The sequence below is a fragment of the Sphingobacterium sp. NPDC055346 genome, assembly GCF_053645235.1.
The window spans coordinates 16546-37620 of record NZ_JBSHMI010000009.1 but is presented as its reverse complement, the minus strand read 5'-3'; the positions used below and the strand labels follow the sequence as shown (position 1 = coordinate 37620).

Genomic DNA, 21075 nt, shown 5'->3' with positions numbered 1-21075 from the left:
ATAAAACCAAGTTCTGGAAAGTCGTTTTTTTATCCAATTATTGATCATAGGCCTTCGACCATCACTTTACCCTTGTTCGAGACATTTTCGGAAAATTCGGAATGTGTCTCGAATGAGGTCAAAATATGCTCCATATTCCTGGTCAGGATTCTTGAAGGAATCCTTATTTCTATTGAATAGTGTTTATTGATTTATTATATAAAAGGAACATGAGCCTCCCCACCTTCGAGTTTTTTTGGAGGATGTACTTTTTGTTTTCCATAATTATAAAGACCAAAAGAGGATGTTTACCTGTCGAATCCGCTCCAAAAGCAGCATGATCTTCCCGTATTTTGAGCTTAGCCTAGGCTATTTTCAATATTTTTTGAAAAATTAGGCTTTAAGAAACAAAGAGTTACAAAAAAACATAGAAAAAAGAGAAGAAAAAGCTTGACATATATAGGTTTGGTTTCTATCTTTGTGGCTCAATAAAATCCTAACTGCGGAAGTGGCGTAATTGGTAGCCGCACCAGACTTAGGATCTGGCGCCGCGAGGCGTGGGGGTTCGAGTCCCTTCTTCCGCACTTGATGTCCTCCTGAAAACAAAATATCAGGAGGACTTTTTTTTATTAATTGCGAAAAGCTAAAACAAGAGTATGAATATTTCACACCAGAACATTGATGACATCAACGCTAGTATCCAAGTGGAAATAGCGCCTGAGGACTATAACCCACAGGTTGATAAAGCAATTAAAGACCAAGCAAAACAAGCTAAATTACCAGGATTCCGCCCAGGAATGGTTCCTACTGGACATATCAAACGTATGTACGGTAAAGCGATCTTATTTGATGAGATCAATAAAATTATCAATGATAAAATTGCTGAATACATCGGTGAGCAAAAACTGGAAGTATTAGGCCAACCTCTTCCTAAAGAAGAAGATACTGATGGTCAATACAACTGGGATTTCAAAGATACTTTTAAATTCGATTACGAGATCGGTTTAGCTCCTCAGTTTGACATTCCTTTCTCAGCAGAGACGGAATTCACTGAATACGACATTAAAGCTGATGAAGCAACGCTTACTGAGCGTATCAAAAACTTACGTCGTAGCTATGGTAAAATGACCAACCCTGAAGTTTCTGAGGAAGGTGACGTTCTTTACGCTGAATTGAAACAAGATAAAGAAGACGGTATCGAAAAAACAACTTCAATCCGTACGGACATCATTGAAGATGCCAAAATCAAAAAATCATTGGTTGGCTTGAAAAAAGATGATACTGCAAAGCTTGACGTAAAGAAAGCATTCAAAGTTGCTGACCTTGCTCGTATCTTAGGTATCACTGAAGATGAGGCTGAAAACCTAGACGTTACTAAATTCGAATTGACGGTAAAAAACATCAATAGATTAGAAGAGTCTGACTTGAACCAAGAGTTCTTCGACAAATTGTTCCCTCCTGGTGAAGTAACTACCGAAGAGCAATTCAACGAAAAAGTAAAAGAAGAAGTTGAAAACCTATTCAAACAAAACTCAGCTCAAAAATTACGCAACGATATGTATACTTTCGGTATGGATAAAGTTGACGCTAAATTCCCTGAGGATTTCTTGAAAAAATGGTTAAAAGCAACTAACCCTAACTTGGATGCTACTGAAATCGAAGAAGGTTTCGAAGATTTCTTGAACAACTTGAAATGGACGATCATCGAAAACCGCATCGTTACAGCAAACAACTTAGAAGTTAAATATGATGAGGTGGTTGATTTGGCTAAAGAACGTATCTACGCGCAAATCAAAATGTACAACATCAACGAAGAGCCAACAGATGAGCAATTGCAACAATTCGCAATGCAATTATTAGGCGACAGAGAACAAGCTAACCGTTTGTTCGAAGAAGTAAAAGCTTTAAAAGTGTTCGATCAATTGAAAGATACAGTGAAAATCAAATCTAAAAAGATCGATTTCGACAAATTCGAAAAGCTTGACAAATAAGCATTACAAGAATTAGTTATAAAATAAAAAAAGGTTAACGGAGCAATTTCGTTAACCTTTTTTTATGGAGTATTTAGTAGTAAGTAATTAGACTCGGGGGTGTCTTTAAGCGAAGGGAATGGGACTGTAGGCTATTTTGAACCCGGATTAGCGGGATGGGAGGATAGACCATGATTTGGATTTGAACCAGGATTTAACAGATTCGAGGATAGACCATGATGATGATCAACAATTCGCTGGAAAGTCCAACATACGGTAGGACTGAATTGCATACGCCCGCCCCCTATGCCCCTGTCTTCCTTAACCTTCGGTGCAGGAATTGTACACCTATACAATCAATATTTGCATACCTCCGAGAACCTTCGTACCTCAGGTTGACACCGGAACGGGAAACCTTTTATCCGCCATACATCCCCTGCGGGGATGAATTATTTTAGCAATGGTATTGAACAAAACAGGAGTAGCAAAAACTGATGTTCGATTAATCGAACATCAGTTTTTGCTACTTACAGGCTAACGTGCCATGCCAGCTAAAATAATGGAACCCCAAAAGGGTTCTATATTAAAAAAATAAAAGAGCTAATTTATTTTCGTTGCCAAAAAGCTGTCATCACCTTCCGATAAATTTAGTCCAAATTTTTTATTCTCAGGTTGACAGTAAAAAAAGAACATTGCCCATGTGCTATTCTGAACGATTAGTGAAGAATCTGTACGCTTCTCCTTTCCCAAGTCCTGTCATCCTTTACCGCAGGTAAAGGAACTGTACGCCAATACAAGCAAGTTCGCATTGCTCCGAGATCCTTCCTTCGTCAGGACGACAGTATGGTGGGTAACCGAAAGTTAAGAAACTGTTCTCTATGTTGAACCAGGATTGGGATTTGCCTCGCTCTCCCAACGAGGATGGGAGGATGGGCCAAGATTTGGATCAATTTATTAATATCAATGTTTAGCAGATAACAATATATTCCACTGAAAGCCTACTTTCAGGTATAGTCCTAAACCCCAGATTCCTTGGGGGGCTTTCATACAAATAGGTCCCATTTCATAATTGAAACTAAAGTCTTTGCCAATATCTCTATTGATTCCCCAAGTTGCAGCGAAACCTGAGGCTACACCTTTATCAAAACTAGGTTTTTCTTTTGCTTCTTTCTCTCCCACCGTTGTATCAAATGTCCAGCCTGCCATTAGGCCTAAATAACGAAGAGCGAGGAAATTTGATGAATTATTTTTAATGGATTTGCCATTTTGTAATCGATTTGAAAAACCATAATATTTCTTGACCGATAAGGACCAGGTCGGCATCAACACAATTGTTCTATTATAATGATTCCAACGCTCCTTATCTCCTATTGGTAAAGCATGAAAGCGTGTTAAACCTCCTAATGTAAGTCCTGCATTCATCTCGAGGACAGCATCTTGAAAAACTGGCTTTTCAAACTGATATGCTAACATGGGTTTTACGATATTCGTACGGATACTATGATTCTCTACAACATATGAACGGATTGAATCATTATCAAGTGCATTGATTTCTTGAGCATGGGTAAATGGTAAAATAAACAGGAATAGCAGAATAAATATTAAAACAGATCTCATGGGTTATAAAAATACTTTAGGATTAAATAATAAACCGATTTTTTAAAAGGTCTTTGAAAAACCTACATGAAGCCAAAAAGAAGGCACTATTTCAGAATCCAAATTATAGACTAAACTTGGTCCCACCTCCAGATTGAAATTGAAATTACTACCGAGGTCTCTATTCATCCCCCAAAAGGCTACCAATCCTACTGCATTCCGGCTGCTGAACTGCATTCTTTTGGACTTCTCTGCATTAATATTTTTAGTATCCCTAATCCATCCAATTATAGGACCGTGCAACCTTCCTCCAAAATAATTTGCACTATTATTCTCAATGGTTTTATTTTTTCGGAGCCTATTTTCAATATTATAAAAATGTTTTACCCCGACAGACATTAGTGGCATTAAAGCAAAATACCTAGCATTAACATCCAAATCTCTATATTGATCTATATCAACCGAAAGTTTACTTACCCAAAAGCTAACTAGAAGCCCTGCATTGACATCAAATACAGTTTTTGGACCTATTGGTTTTTCGTATTGAAAAGTTAAGGTTGGAGCAATTAAGGAAACTCGAATACTAGAGGTTGTTTTTACAAAATCGACAGGATCAACTGTTTTATGTTTGTTAGAGTCCTGTTCTTGGGAATAAGATGAAGAAGAAAATACAGTTAAGATAAATAAAAGAAGAATTCCCCTATTCCAGCTGCTTAGTAAAGATTTAGTCATTGTCTATTTTTAATTTGCAGCAAAAATAAGGGCAACAAAATTAAAAATATAGAACAAAATTATACTTTATTAAAAATAAATGTCTTTTACGTTAACTTCTAGAAGAATATATTATACCCTACGGACAACCTACCATAAGGATATTCACGATTAAAGTCTGGATATTGCTGATCATAGAAATGACCTTGGAGATTGAAATAACCAGAACTCAAGTTGATGGACCAACGTTTATATAATCTCAGGCTGGCTTCGACGTTCAGTCCGTGAAGGACATAGTATGAATCCGTACCCGAAATGGTAAAAAACACCCCACCATTATAGTCAGCACTTAAAATAAAGCGATCTAAGAGCATCAAATCTCCACGGAACCTATATGATGCACCTGGCCCATAATTGTAGTTTCTACTGGCTCCATATAGCAAATATGGATCAGGCACTGCTGCCAATATCACCGCTCCCGCTCCCACAGACAGGTTCAAGCGATTGCCTTTTTTATATCTGAATTCAGACAGCCAATTATAGTTCAAACTTTGTCCTCCGTAAAAAAAGGCATCGTTGTTATAGAAGTCATAATGGGCATTCAGGGTACCATAATGATCCCCCTTTTTAGACTTAAAGAATTTTGCACCATAAAGTAGGGCATGTACATTGACCCCATTAATAAATGAACTGTCCCCATTTCCCAATTCTAGGTTTACAGAGAACTGATCAAAAGGTCTTTTATAGTTATGGTCACCATTGCTATAGATAAATCGCAATCGACCGTAAAAAGCATTCTTTCCTTCATTCAGGAAATCACCTTCCTTGGCATCAAAGCGTCGCACTCCTAAATCCAGTTCCGCCTTGATGACAGAAGAGTCGGCTCCATAATAATCATCGATCGGTTTACCCCATTTACCATCTAAAAAGCGATTCAATCCGTTGATAGGATTAACCAAAGTCGCTACGATCTCGTTTCCGATCCTATTATGGTCCGTACGGTTTCTCGCAAGGATGTTGCGGGAAACCCGATGCATCATCTCCCCCATCAATATCCCTCCAAAGGTGGTATTGACTAAATCGTTGATGGAAGGGTGCTGAGTTTCGCCAGCTGTCTCCCATATATAACTTCCGGCTACCGTGGCCAGGGAGGATTGGTAAAAATTGTAACCATTACTACGAAAGGCATTGAAATAAATCTGTCCATGGAAAGGATGGTCAATCTGATTGGTGGTAAATTGGTTGTCATCCCAATCCCAGGCACTAAATCGCTGATGGTCCAAAAAGTTCTGGAAACTGATATATGAATAAGGATCTTTCGTGATAAAGCGATTGAAGGAAGCCGGTAAAGCTTGAGCCAAAAACCATTGAGCTCCTGCACGCCAAAATTTCTTTTTCCTCTTGGGATTCAGGTTCCATTCTAAGGTATCCTTGATAAACGCAGGTTCATCGGGAAGGACAGCTAAGCTGTCTTTTCTAAATTTTATCGTGTCAGTAACAGATTTGGTCTCTATCTGACCTAGTGACTTTAAAGTGGATAAAATTAAGATCCACGTGAAAAGAAATAGTGTCCTGTGATTTAGTTGCAATGCTATAGAAGTTAAATTTGGCGTAAAATTAATGTATTAGCCTGAAAGCGAAAACTCAAATTTCGATTCCTACCCATTCGTGACAAAGCGTTTTTGTCAGGTTCAAAACAGTTTGCGCTTTAAATGGTTTTAATTATATTTAAGGGATAACCAACAGAATCACAACATGAAAAGACTATTTTTAAGTTTGGCCATTCTGCTGATGGGCTTTGCAGTCATTGCTCAATCCAAGCAGCCCCTACATGGAGCTTACCTCGCAAAAGATGGAAATGTCAATCACCTATGGCTATTTGTAGATGGCTACAGTTCATATATCCAATATGAAGACAACAAGTATATTTCTACCTGGGGAGGTCCATTTAGCACATCAAACAATGGTATACAGGTACACGTGGAATATAATGATGCCAATCCAGCAGAGATAGGCACTGAAAAGGCCAAGAATGCCCAATTGGATGGTAAAGGCATCAAAATGGGAACCCTGAACTTCGCGAAACAAACTGCCAATAAACAGGAATTGGATGGTCTGTGGCGGATAACCGGTCGAAAAGAAAAAGATAAAATGTCCAACATCCCGCGTGGTGATAGAAAGACTATCAAAATATTGGTTGATGGCTATTTCCAATGGATTGCCATCAATCCTGCTGAAAAGGGATTTTATGGTACCGGCGGAGGAAAATACAGTTTTAAGGATAAGAAATATACCGAAAACATCCTATTCTTCTCCAGAGACAATAGCCGTGTCGGTGCTTCCTTGTCCTTTGATGGCGAAATCAAAGATGGCGCTTGGAACCACAGTGGCTTGAGCTCAAAAGGTGACCCTATCTTTGAGATCTGGTCTAGGGACAATAAATAGAAATTTATCATAAAAAGAATCGGGGCATTCAAATGAAGGCCCCGATTCTTTTTATGATAATCTCTTAACCAAAGAGGTCTGAACTGAGGTATCGATCGCCTCTATCACAAACGATAAATACAATAACGCCCTCTTCGATTTCATTAGCCACGGTCAAGGCTGCTTGAAAAGCTCCACCAGAGCTCATCCCTGCAAATACCCCTTCTTTTCTGGCTAATTCCCTAGCTCTCTGGGTTGCATCTTTTTGGTCGATGTCTATAACTCTATCCACTCTACTTGGATCAAAAATCTTTGGAAGGTATTCCTCTGGCCATCTTCTGATGCCGGGAATAGAGGACTCTTCAGTAGGTTGACAACCTACGATCTGTACCTCTGGATTCTGGCCTTTCAAATAGATTGAACAGCCCATAATGGTTCCTGTAGTTCCCATTGCACTGACAAAGTGGGTAATCTTTCCATCGGTATCATGCCAGATCTCGGGCCCCGTAGTTTTTACATGGGCTTCGTAATTATCAGGATTGGAGAATTGATTGAGAATAAAGTATTCACCGCTTGCGGCTTTTTCTTCGGCATAGTCCCGGCTCACCTCCATATTGTCCAACAACGTCACCTTACCCCCGAAAGCTTCCATGGTCAAGGTCCTCTCCCTTGTTGAAGTAGATGGCATCACCAGTTCAATCTCTAAGCCATACATACTCGCGATCATGGCCAAGGCAATACCGGTATTGCCACTTGTGGCTTCAATCAACTTGCTATCCTTATTGATCTCGCCACGTTCCATGGCAGAACGGATCATATTTAAAGCGGCACGGTCCTTTACCGAACCTCCGGGATTATTCCCTTCAAGTTTTGCATATATTTTAACCTTAGGGTTGTCATGAAATCCTTTGATTTCCACCATCGGTGTATTTCCAATTAAGTCTATGATATTCGCCATTATGCTAAAGGTTTAGAGTCAATAAATTTTGAATTGGGTTGATGATATACGGTCGTATAAGGGTCAACGCTGCTGGTCAACCACACATTTCCTCCTATCACAGAATGATGGCCCACTACGGTTTCACCTCCCAAGATGGTCGCTCCAGCATAGATAATGACATGGTCTTCAATAATGGGATGCCGCTGGGTATTGGCCATGTTCTTTTCCACGCTCAAGGCACCCAAGGTTACCCCTTGGTACAGCTTGACATGCTTGCCGATCCTACAGGTTTCTCCAATCACGATACCAGTACCATGGTCAATAAGTAGGTACTCATCGATGAAAGCTCCTGGATGGATGTCAATGCCTGTTTTTGAATGTGCATGCTCCGTCAGTATCCGTGGAATCAAAGGGATTCCTTGGATCCACAGTTCATTGGCCAATCGATAGATACTGATAGCCAAAAAACCGGGATAGGTCCGTATCACTTCATTCAGACTCTGTGCTGCCGGATCGCCTTCCATGATGGCTTCTGCATCGGTCAGCATGCGCTGATAGATGGAAGGCAGGTTAGCAAAGAACTTTTCGGATACTTTCTTGATATTGCAGCTGGAGCATGCTTTTGTTTTGAAAAGCAAAAGATAGAGATCTGCCTCAGCCTGCTTGAATGCAGCTTCAATTTCCTGAACCGTATTGAAGGTTCTTGAATTCCGTTCAGGGAACAACAGATGCAGCAATTCAACTGCCCAATGAGCAATGGCTTTATTGCTGGGCATATCTTGGACAGCCTGTTGTTTTTCGTATATATGTTGATAAAAATCCTCCATTATCATGGGTAGGTTGAATTATTTTAAAAATTTTAAAGCACTAGTTTTTCAAAGAGTTCTTGATGTGTTTTTTCTGCATCTAAGCATAAGCCTGGATGTACGGCAGAGCATTGGATCAAGGTGCTCCGTTTAGCGGTTAGCCAACGAAAACGTTCGGTTTGATCCAATTGGGCAAGTGCTCCACCCTCTTTGCTCCCTAAACAGACTTGCTTCATGGATTCCAAATGAGCCCGGATCTGGTCAAAGTCGATATCCTTATATAACAATTCGCAGCGGCCTTCATCCACATGGTACAGGATATTGGCATATCGTTGCTTCCTGCAATATAACAGCACGCCTACATTGACAAATTCCTCTCTTTCAACACGCGGAACCAGTCTTACCACAGCATATTCGTATAAAGTCCTATCCTGCATGTTGAATTTGATTTACAAAAACTTCAGAATGGCTCGCTCTTCTGGAAATAAACTCCACATACACTTCACGCACTTCATCCGCACTAAGATCGCGAACCTCATCAATTAACCATTCATCGGGTATTACATCGAGGATTTTCCTGATATTTTCTTTGTTGAACAGCTCTTTATAGGTTGAATCGATAAGGGGAACATCCTTGGCCTTGGATAAGAGGACATGGTCCTTGATCTGAACGAAAGGTTTATCAACGGTTTCTTCCCAATTGTCCCAGTTATGGTGGAAATACAGTGCTGCCCCATGGTCTATAAGCCATAATTCCTTATGCCAGATCAGCATATTGGTGTTTTTCACGGTCCGATCTACATTCATCAAAAGGGCATCCAGCCAAACGATCTTGGAAGCTTCCTCGGAGGAAATTTCATCGACATTGGCATCAAAGGTGATAGCTCCATTCAGATAACTTACACCGAGGTTCTTGCCTACAGAAAACTTGAGCAGGTCTTGGATCTCTTCATCCGGTTCGGTCCTGCCGAAGCCTACATCCAGATCGGCATACACCATTTCAGGAACCCGAAGTCCTAAGAACCTTGCCAGTTCGCCACCGATAAATTCAGCGACCAAGGCTTTTTTCCCCTGTCCAGCTCCTCGGAACTTGATCACATAGCTAAATCCATCATCCGCATCAACCAATCCGGGCAGCGAACCACCTTCGCGAAAAGGTTGGACATATCGGATGATATTCACCTCTCTAATTTCAGGACTCTTTATTTCCAGCATCTATTCTATGTTATAGTTTAGGAGACCCTCATAAGGATCTCCTTGGATTTTCAATAATTTGGCAAAAGCCGGTTCAGTCTTTATTCCTTGCGACTTCAGCTTGATGATCTGTTGTTTAAATTCCTCGCCGAAGGTCTCCAAAAGTTTGGCTTCAATCAACAGATGTCGAAAACCATACTGTTCAGCCACCGGTCTCCCCTCTCCATAGACTTCCAGCAACATATCGTCAATTTTAAAGTTAGCAATTCCAACTTCTATTCCACGCACAGTTTCTACTTTAAAGCTGTATCCATTGTGTTTTTCGAAATTTTCATGACATTTTCTTTTAAATATGTCGAGGTCATAGACCTCACAGGCGATATCCAAATCGCTGTTCCACACGGCTATGTCAATGGGAATGGTTCCAATAAGGACGGGTTTGAAATCCTGCAAAGCTTCCATTATCCTATGATTCCGGATCAAATCATAAGATTTCCTTTGCAGTGCAGTGCCCATTTTGAGATAGGAAAGATCATAAAACCTAGCAGATTCCATCCTTCAAAGTTAATCTAAAGTGCTCATAAATATTGAAAATCGAGGAAATTGTACTGTAAAGTGACTTAAAGGTTAAGGATATTCTAGCTATATTTGTGAGACTCATACTATAATGCAAAATCAATTTATGGATACAAATACAGAATACAATCGTATTATCAACATATGCCAAGAGCTATTTATTAAAAAGACCAAAGACTATGGTACAGCTTGGCGAATTTTACGATTAAGTTCTTTGACTGATCAGATTTATATCAAGGCCGCCCGTATCCGTTCATTGGAAGAAAAAAAGGAATCGAAAGTTGGCGAAGGAGTAGTCGATGAATTCATTGGAATCATCAATTATTGTGTGATTGCTTTGATTCAACTGGAAATTGGCAATACGGAAAACGAGAACTTGGACCCCAAAATCGTAGCGGAGAAATATACCGAAAAGGTGAATGAGACCCGCGACCTGATGTTTGCCAAAAACCATGATTATGGCGAGGCTTGGCGGGACATGCGTGTTTCATCGATGACCGATCTGATCTTGATGAAATTGCATCGTGTAAAACAGATTGAGGACAATGATGGCCAAACTTTGGTATCGGAAGGATTACAAGCAAACTATCAAGATATGCTGAACTATGCAGTCTTTGCACTGATCAAATTAGGTTTGGCAAAATAACGAACAACATGACTTATACACAGAGCTATTCCCAAACAAAACAACCCAAACCTAATGTTTTATTATGGATTGCTAGAATTCTGGTTGGATTATTATTTATCTTCTCCGGATTGATAAAGGCCAATGATCCGATGGGATTTGGCTATAAGCTGCAAGAATACTTCCATGTCCTCAACCTTGGATTCCTAAGTGATTATGCCACTTGGATCGCTATTTTCCTTTGCGCTGTCGAGATCATCCTCGGTGGTCTGTTGATCCTGGGTGTAGCTGGCAAGAAGGTCGCGTGGGGCTTATTGCTCTTGATTATATTTTTTACCTTTTTGACCTTTTACTCTGCATTTTTTGAGGTAGTCAAATCTTGCGGCTGTTTTGGTGATGCCATTCCATTGACCCCTTGGCAATCTTTCTTTAAGGACCTCATTTTATTGATCCTGATCGTTTTTATCTTTATTAAAAGAGATCAGATCAAACCTTTCATTAGAAGTCTATTTACCAGAAACCTGTTGACTGCACTCATCATATTGGGTTCATTTGGTATTGGGATCTATACCTATTATTTCCTTCCATTTATAGATTTCCTTCCATACAAAGAAGGAAACAATGTCCCAGAACTGATGAAAGCGCCAGAAGGTGCTGAGCCTGATGTATTTGAACATATCTACGAGTTGAAGAATAAAACCACGAATGAGACGAAAAAGGTAACTGACAAAGAATACATGGGTCAGAAGCTGTGGGAGGATGAAAACTGGGAAGTTGTGGGTGATCCGCAGACTAGGTTGATCAAAAAAGGATATGAAGTAAAAATCCCTGATTTGATCATTACGGATATGGACGGTACGGATCGTACAGAGGAAGTGATCCAAAACCCATATTACAATTTTATTGTGGTAAGTACAGACCTTAAGAAGATGTCTCCTTTTGACTTAGCTGCATTAGACCGCATCAACACGACGATCAGGGACCTTTCTGAAGACTATAATATCAGGGCCGTTTTGGCGACTGCTTCATCTTCTGATGAAGTAAACTACCTGAATGACCAAATGGACCTTGTGCTGGAGACATTCTATGTGGATGCCGTTCCATTGAAAAGTATGGTCCGCGCAAACCCTGGGGTTATGCTGATGCTGAATGGTACCGTTGTAAAAAAATGGTCGCAGTACAATTTTCCTAGCAAACATGAGTTAATAACTAAATATCTAGACAAAGTAGAATGATTCAGCGACCAGTTTTCCTGATTGGCTTTATGGGAAGTGGGAAGACCACATGGGGAAAGAAATTGGCAAATGCCTTAGAGGCTCCTTTCGTGGACCTGGACCATGAAATTGTTGAGCATATCGGCATGAGCATCCCTGAATATTTTGCTTTACATGGCGAAAATAAGTTCAGGGAAATCGAAAGAGAAATATTGCATGCGCAAAAGGACAAATCTGGCATTATTTCTACGGGCGGTGGTACGCCATGTTACTTCGACAATATGGATTGGTTATTGGAAAATGGAACCGTCCTCTATCTGAAGCACAGCCCAAAATCCTTATGGAGCAGGTTAAGCCAATCTGATGTCAAAAAGAGACCGGCCTTGAAAGGCTTTACTGGGGATGAACTCTTGAACTTTATAGAGAGCAAACTGGAAGAAAGAAACCCATTCTATGATCGCGCACATATCTTGGTCGATCAAATCAATACACCTTTGGAGGACCTAGTCTCCTTGGTAAAAGCAAACATTGAATTACATGAGCAATAGATTCTACTCATCTATTTTTATCGCTGGAATGCTTGCACTGCTGTCCTCATCTTGTTTTAGGACAAATAGCTCGAGCAGTATAAGCAATATGCCACAGGTGGATCAGGTTTTCAACCTGAAGACAGTGGATGACCTTTACCATTTCCTGACTTACAATGAGAACTCCTACCCTTTGGTCAGTGCCCATCGTGGTGGTCCAAGTGATGGTTTTCCTGAGAATGCAATTCCGACATTTGCAGAGGTGGCCAGCAAGATGCCAGCCATCATTGAATGCGACATTGCCATGACCAAGGATTCTGTTCTGGTCCTGATGCACGATGAAACTTTAGACCGTACCACAACTGGAAAAGGACGGGTTTCCAATAAAACATATGAGGAACTGAAAGACCTCAAGCTAAAGGATAACAATGGCGAGCTGACAAACTACAGGATCCCTACCTTAGAAGATGCCTTGCAATGGGGTATCGGAAGGGTTATCTATACATTGGATGTCAAGAGATCGGTTCCTTATGAGAAGGTTATTGAATTGATCCGAAAGACAAAAGCAGAAGCGAACAGCATTATCATCACCTACTCGGCTAACCAAGCCGAGGTTGTGAACAGGTTGGCTCCAGATCTCATGATCTCGGCTACGATCAAAAACAGGGATGATCTGAACCGCCTAAGTGAACTGAGTATTCCAGACACCCGATTAATCGCTTTTGTGGGCACTCGCGAGCCAGATACTGCTCTATATACGATGTTGAGACAGCATGGGATTAAATCCATTTTAGGGACAATCGGCAACTTAGACCGATCGGCTGAAAAAGCGGGATACCAGCTATATGCTGATTTTATCGTTAGAGGAGCAGATGTGCTATCGACTGACAGACCCTTTGAAGCTTGGAAAGCATTGGATTTCTATATCAAAAAAAGAAACATAGAATCGCCTTTCATTAATTAATCTATTTTTCAGAGAAAATATAGCGTAAGCCTTGTTAATATAGATTAACAAGGCTTTTTATATGTTGTAACCCATATCCTACAAAAGATAAAATTTTATCAATACGAAAACATTATTAATTGCATCTTGTTGATTAGTTAAAAGAAAACAAGATTATTATGAAAAATTTACTACTAACATTAGCCTTATCAGTAGGCTGCTTATCCTATAGCACAGCACAGGTAGAAGTAAAAACCGTACCTCAATCTTCAGCGGATGTTGGTATGGCTCCGATCAGACAAGGAAATTGGATGATTGGTGGATCTGTAGGAAGTTTAGGATATAGCTTTGAAGGAGAATCCTTCAATATCCAGTTGAATCCACGTGCTGGATACTTTATTTCAGATGGTATTGCAATAGGTGCACAGGCAAATCTGGGTTTTACTTCGGGAAAAGATGACAACCCTAATAATTGGGGATATGGTATTTCACCATTTGTCCGTTATTACTTCCCTGGAGGCGCTAGCGCAACAGGTCGTTTCTTTGGACAGGGTGATGTCGGAATCGGCGGAAGCTCTGCAGGTGATGATGTATCGCTTAACCTGGGAGCAAATGTAGGTTATGCCCATTTCATAACACAAACTGTGGCATTGGAAGTTATGGCTGGTTACAATTATTCAAAAGCCAATATTAATGCTTCTGGAACTCAGAATGGCCTTGGATTATCAGTTGGTTTCCAGATTTATTTGCCAGGAAGAAACAGATAGTAGAATTAATACCTTTTCTGGTTTGACCAGATAAGATTTCAATCAAAAATTAAATTCCAAAAAAAAGCTTAGCGAAATTTCGCTAAGCTTTTTTTGCAATAAATAAAACAATAGTCTATTATTATTTTTTCATACTTCCTGTTTCGTTGAAGCGAATGTGCCAACTGAAGGCTTCTTCCAATAGATGTGGAGTATGTCCACCGCGCTGACAAGCACGGTCGAAGTAAGATTGTAATTCTTCTCTATAGTCTGGATGTACACAGTTGTCAATGATCTTCTGCGCCCTCTCCCTTGGTGCGAGACCGCGTAAATCTGCCAAACCGATATCTGTTACCAAGATGTCAACATCGTGCTCTGTATGGTCCGTATGGGACACCATAGGCAAGATATGCGAAATCTTGTTGTCCTTGGAAGCGGCTTGGGTCACGAAAATACTTAGATAGGCATTTCTCGCGAAATCTCCCGAACCTCCGATTCCATTCATGATCTTGGTCCCACCGATATGGGTAGAGTTCACATTTCCATAAATATCAAATTCAATAGCGGTATTGATGGCTATGATTCCCAAACGACGGATCAAACCTGGCGTATTGGAAATGTTCTGTGGACGAAGCACAAACTTGTCGCGGTATTTCTGAAGGTTATCAAATACCCTGTCATAGCATTCTTTGGAAACGGTAACCGATGATGCCGAAGCAAAGCTCAATTTTCCAGCATCCATTAAGTCAAATGCGGAATCCTGCAATACTTCAGAGAACATGGTCAGATCATAGAAATTACTATGTAAGAAACCGGTCAAAACGGCATTGGCTACTTTTCCGATTCCAGCCTGGATTGGAAGCAAACGATCTGATAAGTGTCCTAGGTTTACCTCCTCTTCGAAAAACTCCAGGATATGCTCAGCGATCTTGGTGGTTTTCTCATCAGGTGGAGCGATGTCCGCAGGGCTATCATGTTGACTGGTAAAGACAATGGCCGCTACTTTATCCGGATTTAAGGGAATGGTTTTCCTTCCGATCTTATTCCATGGTGCGACAATCGGGATTACATTTCTATGTGGGTAATCTTCCGCTTGGTAGATATCGTGGATTCCATAAACATTCTCATGGACCGAGGTATTGATTTCCAGGATTACTTTCTTGGCCAAGGCAGCGAATGTAACTGAATTTCCTACGGAAGTCGTTGGTACTACGCTTCCATCTCTGTCAATATAGGCTACTTCCAAAACGGCGATATCTACATCTGGAAGGTTTTTATTATGTAAGAGTTCGGCGCTTTCGCTCAAGTGCTGATCGATGAAAAGCACTTCACCATTATTGATTTTGCTTCTCAGGACAGGGTCTACCTGAAAGGGCATACGCTTTTTCAAGGCACCAGCTTCAGCAAGTTTCCCGTCGGTACCATGACCTAGGGATGCTCCTGTCATTAAAGTGATCTTAATATTTTCTTTTTTGGCGCGTTCTGCTAATGCGGGTAAGATGACCTTACTGTCTCCAGCCTTGGTGAATCCACTGGAGCCTACAACCATACCGTCTTCGATTAATTTGACAGCTTCTTCGGCAGTAGTAACTTTTTCTTTAAGTCTTTCAAGACGTATTCTGTCCAACATATCAATACATTTGTGTTCCCTCTAAAAGAGTGAGGCAATATTAGTCAATATTTTATTTATTAAATTATTCATAATAGCCAGTTACTTTTTTTGTACAAATAAAAAGTAACTGATTACTTACTAGACACATTTACTATAGATTCCTTGTGGATAGGATAAGAAATCGCCATAGATTGATGTTAGATGCTGTTAATTTAGAGCAAATGCGATAATATTCAAAAGATGTGGATATCTTTTTTTTAAAATATTTCAAAAATGTAAGGCAAACACTTGTGGCATGTGGTCCTCAAAACGCCCTTGTTTTGCTTTTCTCAAATAAAAACAGGAAATTTATGCCACATTAACGCCTCATCTGGATGCAAAAGGAATATATTGATAAATATTATATGACAGAAGTAGATACTTATGACAACAGTATCTATTGTCATCATGCAGTAATGGGTGACTCGGTTACTGAGCACTCACACAAAAAAGGTCAATTCCTTTATACGGAAGGTGGGGTTGTCTTTTTGAAGACAGCAGAGAAATCTTACTTTCTCCCTGCGCGCCACTATATCTGGATTCCCCCACATGTAAAACATAGCATTCACCCGAGTAGCTCCGAGGTGGTGATGAGAAACCTGTACTTTCCTAAGTACGAGACCGACACAGAATTTTTTGATAAGGTCAATATCTATCCGGTCAACGATCTATTGATCGAATTGATCATGTTTACAAACCGCTGGAACGGAAACATCTTTCCTGAGGAAGAACCTCGCTATTCTATTGCGAAAGCCTTCAAGCTTATCCTGCCTGAGCTTTCCCAAACGGAGTTGCCTTTGGCCCTTCCCTATCCTAAAAATGACAAGCTAAAGCAGATCATTAATTATCTGGAACAGAATATTGCCGAGAACATCAGTTTTAAGAGCCTGGCAGAGCATTTTGATATCTCCGAGAGGACATTGGCAAGATTGTTCCAGAAAGAACTGGCCATGTCGTATATTCAATACTTCACGATCTTAAGGATGCTGACCTCCTTGAAGCTCCTACTGGACGACAAACTTAGCGTGAATGAAGTGGCATTGCGAGTAGGATACAATAGCCTGCCTACCTTTAGCAATACCTTTAACAAGGTTATTGGCGTGCGTCCTAGTGAATATGTAAAAAACCGTAATTTACTTTTATAATCCTTAATAAATGAATTTCAAGACCATTATCGCCGGTTTGCTGCTGGGAACTATGTTTTCTTGCTCAGCAACCTCACAAGTCAACCAAAAAACAACCGTAAAAACCCCTAAACCTATTCAGTTATTTAATGGCAAGGATATCAAAGATTGGACTCCTAAGATTAGATTGCATGAAGTAGGCGACAACTATGCGAATACCTTCCGAGTTGAAGATGGGCTTTTGAAAGTCCGTTATGATGGATATGATGATTTTAACCAACAGTATGGACACTTAGCCTTCAATAAACCATATGGTTATTATGTGCTAAGGCTAGAATACAGGTTTGTAGGCGAACAGACCAAAGGTGGCGAAGGCTGGGCATGGGCCAATAGCGGCGCCATGTTGCATGGACAAGATCCTAAAACCATGTTGAAAGACCAAGACTTCCCGATCTCTATCGAAGGACAGCTCTTGGGCGGAAACGGTAAGGACGAACGCACGACTTCCAACCTATGTACCCCCGGAACCAATGTCGTAATTGACGATAATTTATTCACCCCACATTGTTTGAGCTCCAAATCGAAAACTTACCATGGTGACCAATGGGTAACCGCTGAGTTTGTCGTACTTGGAGATTCATTGATCCAGCACGTTCTGGATGGACAGGTAGTTTTGGAATACAACAAACCGCAAATTGGAGGTGGAAGTGCATCACCAGTGGATCCTAAGGTGAAACAAGATGGTAAATTATTGGACAAAGGCTATATCTATTTACAAAGTGAAAGCCATCCCATTGATTTCCGTAAAGTTGAACTTTATGACCTAGAATCCTACAAGGGTGACAAACAGAAATTAGATCAGGTTGTAAAATCGATCCTGAGCAAATAAGAAATATGCCCATAAAAAAAGCTGCGCTGACCAAAAGGTCAGCGCAGCTTTTTTTATGGTGCTCATGATATTCCACCTAGGAATACGGAACACAGAATCAGAAAAGTATACAAACAAGAAAAGGGATGTTTTAAAACACCCCTAAAATATTTTATAAAAAAAGCTTAGATTACGCTAATTTGTTAACGAATTTAGTCAACTTAGACTTGTTGTTAGAAGCTTTTTTCTTGTGGATAACATTCTTCTTTGCAAGACGATCAAGCATAGATACCACGCGTGGCAATAATTCTTTAGCTTCTTCTGCTGAAGTAGTGTTACGTAATTTCTTGATTGCGTTACGAGTAGTTTTCGCTTGGTAACGGTTTCTTAAACGCTTCGCAGCGTTAGCTCTAATTCTTTTGATTGACGATTTATGATTTGCCATTTCTCTTAGCTATATAATATTTTAAATCTTTTATACTTTATTTCGGACTGCAAAAATAGCACAGAAAATCTAATATTCAAAATCATTTTTAATTTTTCGAAATCATTATCTTTGCAAGATGCAAAAATTATCCATGGATCAGCTCAATCGAGTTGATGTTGAAACCTTTAAATCTCAAGAGAAAACTCCCTTGGTCATTGTTTTGGACAATGTGAGGAGCATGCACAATGTTGGCTCGGCCTTTCGTACTGCAGATGCCTTTGCTATCGATAAGATCGTTTTATGTGGTATTACTGCTACTCCACCGCATCGTGAAATTGAGAAAACAGCCTTGGGAGCAACCCAGTCCGTTACTTGGGAGTACGAAAAGGATAGTGTCGAAGCCATCAAAAAACTAAAAGCAGAAGGTTTTGAAGTTTATGCGATCGAACAAACCAACAATAGTGTCTCTTTAGAGACCTTTGAGCCTGTAACAAGCAAGAAGTATGCGGTAGTATTTGGCAATGAGGTGCATGGCGTGGAAGAGGATATCATTTCATTAGCCAATGGCACCTTAGAAATTCCTCAATTCGGAACAAAACATTCCTTCAATGTTTCTGTTACCATAGGTATAGTACTGTGGGATTTAATCAATAAAACCAAGTTTATTAAAAAATAACAAAATACCTACCTATCTGATTTTTAGAAGTCATATCAAAATAGTAGATTTGCGTTGCAAAAAATAAGACAAAATGAGTGTATTAGTAAATAAAGATTCCAAAGTAATCGTTCAAGGTTTTACCGGAAACGAAGGTACTTATCATGCGTCTCAAATGATTGAGTACGGTACAAACGTAGTAGGTGGTGTTACTCCTGGTAAAGGTGGCCAAACACACTTAGACCGCCCAGTATTCAACACAGTTCAAGATGCTGTTGATGCTACAGGTGCAAATGTTTCTATTATTTTTGTTCCACCTGCATTTGCTGCTGACGCTATCATGGAAGCTGCTGCTGCTGGTATTGCTTTAATTGTTTGTATTACCGAAGGTATTCCAACAAAAGACATGATTCAAGTAAAATCTTACTTGAGCGACAAAAACTCACGTTTAATCGGTCCTAACTGTCCTGGTATCATCACTGCTGAAGAAGCTAAGATCGGTATCATGCCAGGTTTCATCTTCAAAAAAGGTTCTGTAGGTGTTGTATCTAAATCAGGTACTTTAACTTACGAAGCAGTAGACCAAACTGTGAAAGCAGGATTAGGTATCACTACAGCAATCGGTATCGGTGGTGACCCTATCATTGGAACTACTACGAAAGAAGCTGTTGAATTGTTGATGAACGACCCTGAAACTAAAGGTATCATCATGATCGGTGAGATCGGTGGTGGTATGGAAGCTGAAGCTGCTCGTTGGATCAAGGAAAACGGAACTAAACCTGTTGTTGGTTTCATCGCTGGACAAACAGCGCCTCCAGGACGCCGTATGGGTCACGCTGGTGCTATCGTTGGTGGTGCAGATGATACTGCTGCTGCTAAGATGAAAATCATGGAAGAGTGCGGTATCCGTGTGGTTGAATCACCTGCTGAAATTGGAAAAGCAATTGCTGAAGAATTAGCTAAATAATTCTAACAGCGAAAATCATAAAGAAAGCCTGACTCAAATGAGCCAGGCTTTTTTATTAACTAAACAACGAAACTTAAGATTGTTCTGAAGGATCTTCTTCCTTTTCCTTTTTATCTTGCTGTGTACTTTCATAATGCTCAATCAATTGATTGAGTTCATTGAGATTGATATCCGATTTCAGATCAACAAACACTTGATCCTCATCGTCAGTGATGCCAAGCATTACACTTTTTATCCTATCCCCTTTTGTTTTTGTGTTGATGGAGATTTTTGAGCCGTCACTATAGATACTCATCAGCTCCTCGAAATCATTTTTCACCAGATAACTGTTGAATTTATCGTAAAGGTTGGAATTCCTTCCACCGCCTGAAACTGCCATCAATTTAATTTTCTTGATCTTTTTCAATGCCAGGGCTAGTGCAGGATCATCTTCACGCAATTCCCTGATCTTTCCACGGATAAATGTTTTCATCAGGATACCTGGAACATTGATTGATACAATTTCAGCATCAGCTGAGAGTTTAGTACCTTTTGCGAAATCCATGTTAGCACCCCTTTTGATCATGCAGCTCTGCATGCTGAAGAAAATAATAGCGGCACAAATAATTCCAATGTAGCGTTTCATAATGTTAGTGTTATTAAGGTTAGTTATCGTTATTGTTTACAAGGGCATTGATATCATCGTATTTTAAGGAACCGTCAAGGATCATAAAGACTGTTTCTTCGTCGGAGTTGATACTTAGCAAAAGGTTGTTCAGGAAATCACCTTCAACATTTTCAGCCAAGAACCGGATTTTGTCTCCATCAGAATTGATCACCAATAATTCTTCATATTTAAGGTTTCCAATGGCAGAACTAACTTCCTTTTGGATGGCAGAACCTGCGTTTTCAAAAACCAACATCTTGATGGAATTGATCTTGCTCAATAAGGGTTTGATGGTTTCCACATCGGCATCATTGATTTTCATTTTGTTCAACATCTTGAACATAGGTTTTCCAATCTTGATCGAAGTAACCCCTTTTTGTTCCTTATATTGCTCAAAGATTTGATCTAGCTTAGAGATCTGAGCCTGTGCCATGCTTGCCACAAATAGGCTGATTATTAACATGAACGTTTTCATAGTTTTCATTT

General features: G+C 40.0%; 23 protein-coding genes and 1 tRNA gene. 12 read left to right on the top strand and 12 right to left on the bottom strand.

The features are described from left to right. Positions 1-481: 481 nt before the first annotated feature. Both ACWICE_RS17175 and ACWICE_RS17170 read left to right on the top strand, forming a co-directional pair. Positions 482-563, top strand: a tRNA-Leu gene (locus tag ACWICE_RS17175). Between the two features lie 72 nt (positions 564-635). Further along, a complete protein-coding gene (locus ACWICE_RS17170) occupies positions 636-1970 on the top strand; it encodes a trigger factor (RefSeq protein ID WP_454298864.1) in 1335 nt (444 codons plus the stop codon). A gap of 939 nt (positions 1971-2909) precedes the next feature. On the opposite strand, the gene ACWICE_RS17165 is transcribed toward ACWICE_RS17170, so the two are convergent. The 3 genes from ACWICE_RS17165 to ACWICE_RS17155 all read right to left on the bottom strand — a co-directional run bounded on the left by ACWICE_RS17165 (position 2910) and on the right by ACWICE_RS17155 (position 5845). Beyond that, positions 2910-3566, bottom strand: a complete 657-nt coding sequence (locus ACWICE_RS17165) for a hypothetical protein (protein ID WP_454298863.1) — start codon at positions 3564-3566, stop codon at positions 2910-2912. A 42-nt stretch (positions 3567-3608) separates the two neighbouring features. Next, the gene (locus ACWICE_RS17160; RefSeq protein ID WP_454298862.1) at positions 3609-4277 is read right to left on the bottom strand and encodes a hypothetical protein; all 669 of its coding nucleotides are present in this window, start codon (positions 4275-4277) and stop codon (positions 3609-3611) included. Positions 4278-4375: 98 nt separating this feature from the next. Then, a complete protein-coding gene (locus ACWICE_RS17155) occupies positions 4376-5845 on the bottom strand; it encodes a DUF3943 domain-containing protein (RefSeq protein WP_454298861.1) in 1470 nt (489 codons plus the stop codon). Between the two features lie 166 nt (positions 5846-6011). On the opposite strand from ACWICE_RS17155, the gene ACWICE_RS17150 reads away from it, so the two are divergent. Continuing rightward, entirely contained in the window at positions 6012-6701 is a 690-nt protein-coding gene (locus ACWICE_RS17150) for a hypothetical protein (RefSeq protein WP_454298860.1), read from the top strand. A 64-nt stretch (positions 6702-6765) separates the two neighbouring features. Here ACWICE_RS17150 and cysM read toward each other — a convergent pair whose 3' ends face one another. The 5 genes from cysM to ACWICE_RS17125 are packed head-to-tail and all read right to left on the bottom strand — an operon-like array spanning position 6766 to position 10175. After that, positions 6766-7638, bottom strand: coding sequence for a cysteine synthase CysM (gene cysM, locus ACWICE_RS17145; protein WP_454298859.1), 873 nt, complete (start codon positions 7636-7638; stop codon positions 6766-6768). Next, positions 7638-8453 carry a serine O-acetyltransferase gene (locus ACWICE_RS17140; RefSeq protein ID WP_454298858.1) on the bottom strand — a complete coding sequence of 272 codons (816 nt, stop codon included), beginning with the start codon at positions 8451-8453 and terminating at the stop codon, positions 7638-7640. Before ACWICE_RS17140 ends, cysM begins: the two co-directional genes overlap by 1 nt. Before the next feature lie 26 nt (positions 8454-8479). Beyond that, positions 8480-8863, bottom strand: a complete 384-nt coding sequence (locus ACWICE_RS17135) for a DUF3037 domain-containing protein (RefSeq protein WP_454292268.1) — start codon at positions 8861-8863, stop codon at positions 8480-8482. Then, complete coding sequence (locus ACWICE_RS17130) at positions 8853-9641, bottom strand: HipA family kinase (protein WP_454298857.1); 789 nt, start codon at positions 9639-9641, stop codon at positions 8853-8855. The genes ACWICE_RS17135 and ACWICE_RS17130 overlap by 11 nt, the downstream gene beginning before the upstream one ends. Then, positions 9642-10175, bottom strand: a complete 534-nt coding sequence (locus tag ACWICE_RS17125) for a DUF4269 domain-containing protein (protein WP_454298856.1) — start codon at positions 10173-10175, stop codon at positions 9642-9644. Positions 10176-10302: 127 nt separating this feature from the next. Here ACWICE_RS17125 and ACWICE_RS17120 point away from each other — a divergent pair, with 127 nt between their 5' ends. From ACWICE_RS17120 to ACWICE_RS17100, 5 genes are all read left to right on the top strand, one after another. Next, positions 10303-10842 carry a DUF1599 domain-containing protein gene (locus tag ACWICE_RS17120; protein WP_185214296.1) on the top strand — a complete coding sequence of 180 codons (540 nt, stop codon included), beginning with the start codon at positions 10303-10305 and terminating at the stop codon, positions 10840-10842. 8 nt (positions 10843-10850) lie between these two features. Beyond that, positions 10851-12056, top strand: coding sequence for a BT_3928 family protein (locus ACWICE_RS17115; protein WP_313261119.1), 1206 nt, complete (start codon positions 10851-10853; stop codon positions 12054-12056). Continuing rightward, a complete protein-coding gene (locus ACWICE_RS17110) occupies positions 12053-12583 on the top strand; it encodes a shikimate kinase (protein WP_254530209.1) in 531 nt (176 codons plus the stop codon). The genes ACWICE_RS17115 and ACWICE_RS17110 overlap by 4 nt, the downstream gene beginning before the upstream one ends. Further along, complete coding sequence (locus ACWICE_RS17105) at positions 12573-13526, top strand: glycerophosphodiester phosphodiesterase family protein (protein ID WP_454298855.1); 954 nt, start codon at positions 12573-12575, stop codon at positions 13524-13526. Before ACWICE_RS17110 ends, ACWICE_RS17105 begins: the two co-directional genes overlap by 11 nt. Positions 13527-13684: 158 nt before the next feature. Then, a complete protein-coding gene (locus ACWICE_RS17100) occupies positions 13685-14272 on the top strand; it encodes a porin family protein (RefSeq protein WP_093098522.1) in 588 nt (195 codons plus the stop codon). Between the two features lie 121 nt (positions 14273-14393). Here the strand turns inward: ACWICE_RS17100 and ACWICE_RS17095 are convergent, their stop codons facing one another. Further along, a complete protein-coding gene (locus tag ACWICE_RS17095) occupies positions 14394-15881 on the bottom strand; it encodes a succinate CoA transferase (protein WP_185214293.1) in 1488 nt (495 codons plus the stop codon). Between the two features lie 386 nt (positions 15882-16267). On the opposite strand from ACWICE_RS17095, the gene ACWICE_RS17090 reads away from it, so the two are divergent. Continuing rightward, entirely contained in the window at positions 16268-17047 is a 780-nt protein-coding gene (locus tag ACWICE_RS17090; protein WP_237219568.1) for an AraC family transcriptional regulator, read from the top strand. Between the two features lie 10 nt (positions 17048-17057). Further along, complete coding sequence (locus ACWICE_RS17085; protein ID WP_454298854.1) at positions 17058-17915, top strand: 3-keto-disaccharide hydrolase; 858 nt, start codon at positions 17058-17060, stop codon at positions 17913-17915. Positions 17916-18084: 169 nt separating this feature from the next. Here ACWICE_RS17085 and rpsT read toward each other — a convergent pair whose 3' ends face one another. After that, on the bottom strand, positions 18085-18339 hold the full coding sequence (rpsT, locus tag ACWICE_RS17080) for a 30S ribosomal protein S20 (protein ID WP_093098462.1): 255 nt from the start codon (positions 18337-18339) through the stop codon (positions 18085-18087). A gap of 118 nt (positions 18340-18457) precedes the next feature. Between rpsT and ACWICE_RS17075 the strand changes: the two genes are divergently transcribed. Both ACWICE_RS17075 and sucD read left to right on the top strand, forming a co-directional pair. Continuing rightward, positions 18458-18997: an RNA methyltransferase gene (locus ACWICE_RS17075; protein ID WP_185214291.1), complete on the top strand. Its 540-nt coding sequence runs from the start codon at positions 18458-18460 to the stop codon at positions 18995-18997. Positions 18998-19070: 73 nt separating this feature from the next. Beyond that, complete coding sequence (gene sucD, locus ACWICE_RS17070) at positions 19071-19943, top strand: succinate--CoA ligase subunit alpha (RefSeq protein WP_093098465.1); 873 nt, start codon at positions 19071-19073, stop codon at positions 19941-19943. Positions 19944-20016: 73 nt separating this feature from the next. Here the strand turns inward: sucD and ACWICE_RS17065 are convergent, their stop codons facing one another. Both ACWICE_RS17065 and ACWICE_RS17060 read right to left on the bottom strand, forming a co-directional pair. Then, entirely contained in the window at positions 20017-20568 is a 552-nt protein-coding gene (locus ACWICE_RS17065; RefSeq protein WP_185214290.1) for a DUF4252 domain-containing protein, read from the bottom strand. A 19-nt stretch (positions 20569-20587) separates the two neighbouring features. Next, positions 20588-21064, bottom strand: a complete 477-nt coding sequence (locus ACWICE_RS17060) for a DUF4252 domain-containing protein (RefSeq protein WP_185214289.1) — start codon at positions 21062-21064, stop codon at positions 20588-20590. Between the last annotated feature and the right edge of the window lie 11 nt (positions 21065-21075).

Coding starts and splice junctions, on each gene's coding strand:
- ACWICE_RS17060 (WP_185214289.1), bottom strand. CDS start 21,064: ATGAAAACGTTCATGTTAATAATCAGCCTATTTGTGGCAAGCATGGCA.
- ACWICE_RS17165 (WP_454298863.1), bottom strand. CDS start 3,566: ATGAGATCTGTTTTAATATTTATTCTGCTATTCCTGTTTATTTTACCA.
- ACWICE_RS17135 (WP_454292268.1), bottom strand. CDS start 8,863: ATGCAGGATAGGACTTTATACGAATATGCTGTGGTAAGACTGGTTCCG.
- ACWICE_RS17075 (WP_185214291.1), top strand. CDS start 18,458: ATGCAAAAATTATCCATGGATCAGCTCAATCGAGTTGATGTTGAAACC.
- rpsT (WP_093098462.1), bottom strand. CDS start 18,339: ATGGCAAATCATAAATCGTCAATCAAAAGAATTAGAGCTAACGCTGCG.
- ACWICE_RS17150 (WP_454298860.1), top strand. CDS start 6,012: ATGAAAAGACTATTTTTAAGTTTGGCCATTCTGCTGATGGGCTTTGCA.
- ACWICE_RS17115 (WP_313261119.1), top strand. CDS start 10,851: ATGACTTATACACAGAGCTATTCCCAAACAAAACAACCCAAACCTAAT.
- sucD (WP_093098465.1), top strand. CDS start 19,071: ATGAGTGTATTAGTAAATAAAGATTCCAAAGTAATCGTTCAAGGTTTT.
- ACWICE_RS17130 (WP_454298857.1), bottom strand. CDS start 9,641: ATGCTGGAAATAAAGAGTCCTGAAATTAGAGAGGTGAATATCATCCGA.
- ACWICE_RS17125 (WP_454298856.1), bottom strand. CDS start 10,175: ATGGAATCTGCTAGGTTTTATGATCTTTCCTATCTCAAAATGGGCACT.
- ACWICE_RS17090 (WP_237219568.1), top strand. CDS start 16,268: ATGACAGAAGTAGATACTTATGACAACAGTATCTATTGTCATCATGCA.
- ACWICE_RS17095 (WP_185214293.1), bottom strand. CDS start 15,881: ATGTTGGACAGAATACGTCTTGAAAGACTTAAAGAAAAAGTTACTACT.
- ACWICE_RS17105 (WP_454298855.1), top strand. CDS start 12,573: ATGAGCAATAGATTCTACTCATCTATTTTTATCGCTGGAATGCTTGCA.
- ACWICE_RS17065 (WP_185214290.1), bottom strand. CDS start 20,568: ATGAAACGCTACATTGGAATTATTTGTGCCGCTATTATTTTCTTCAGC.
- ACWICE_RS17110 (WP_254530209.1), top strand. CDS start 12,053: ATGATTCAGCGACCAGTTTTCCTGATTGGCTTTATGGGAAGTGGGAAG.
- ACWICE_RS17085 (WP_454298854.1), top strand. CDS start 17,058: ATGAATTTCAAGACCATTATCGCCGGTTTGCTGCTGGGAACTATGTTT.
- ACWICE_RS17170 (WP_454298864.1), top strand. CDS start 636: ATGAATATTTCACACCAGAACATTGATGACATCAACGCTAGTATCCAA.
- ACWICE_RS17160 (WP_454298862.1), bottom strand. CDS start 4,277: ATGACTAAATCTTTACTAAGCAGCTGGAATAGGGGAATTCTTCTTTTA.
- ACWICE_RS17100 (WP_093098522.1), top strand. CDS start 13,685: ATGAAAAATTTACTACTAACATTAGCCTTATCAGTAGGCTGCTTATCC.
- ACWICE_RS17120 (WP_185214296.1), top strand. CDS start 10,303: ATGGATACAAATACAGAATACAATCGTATTATCAACATATGCCAAGAG.
- ACWICE_RS17140 (WP_454298858.1), bottom strand. CDS start 8,453: ATGATAATGGAGGATTTTTATCAACATATATACGAAAAACAACAGGCT.
- cysM (WP_454298859.1), bottom strand. CDS start 7,638: ATGGCGAATATCATAGACTTAATTGGAAATACACCGATGGTGGAAATC.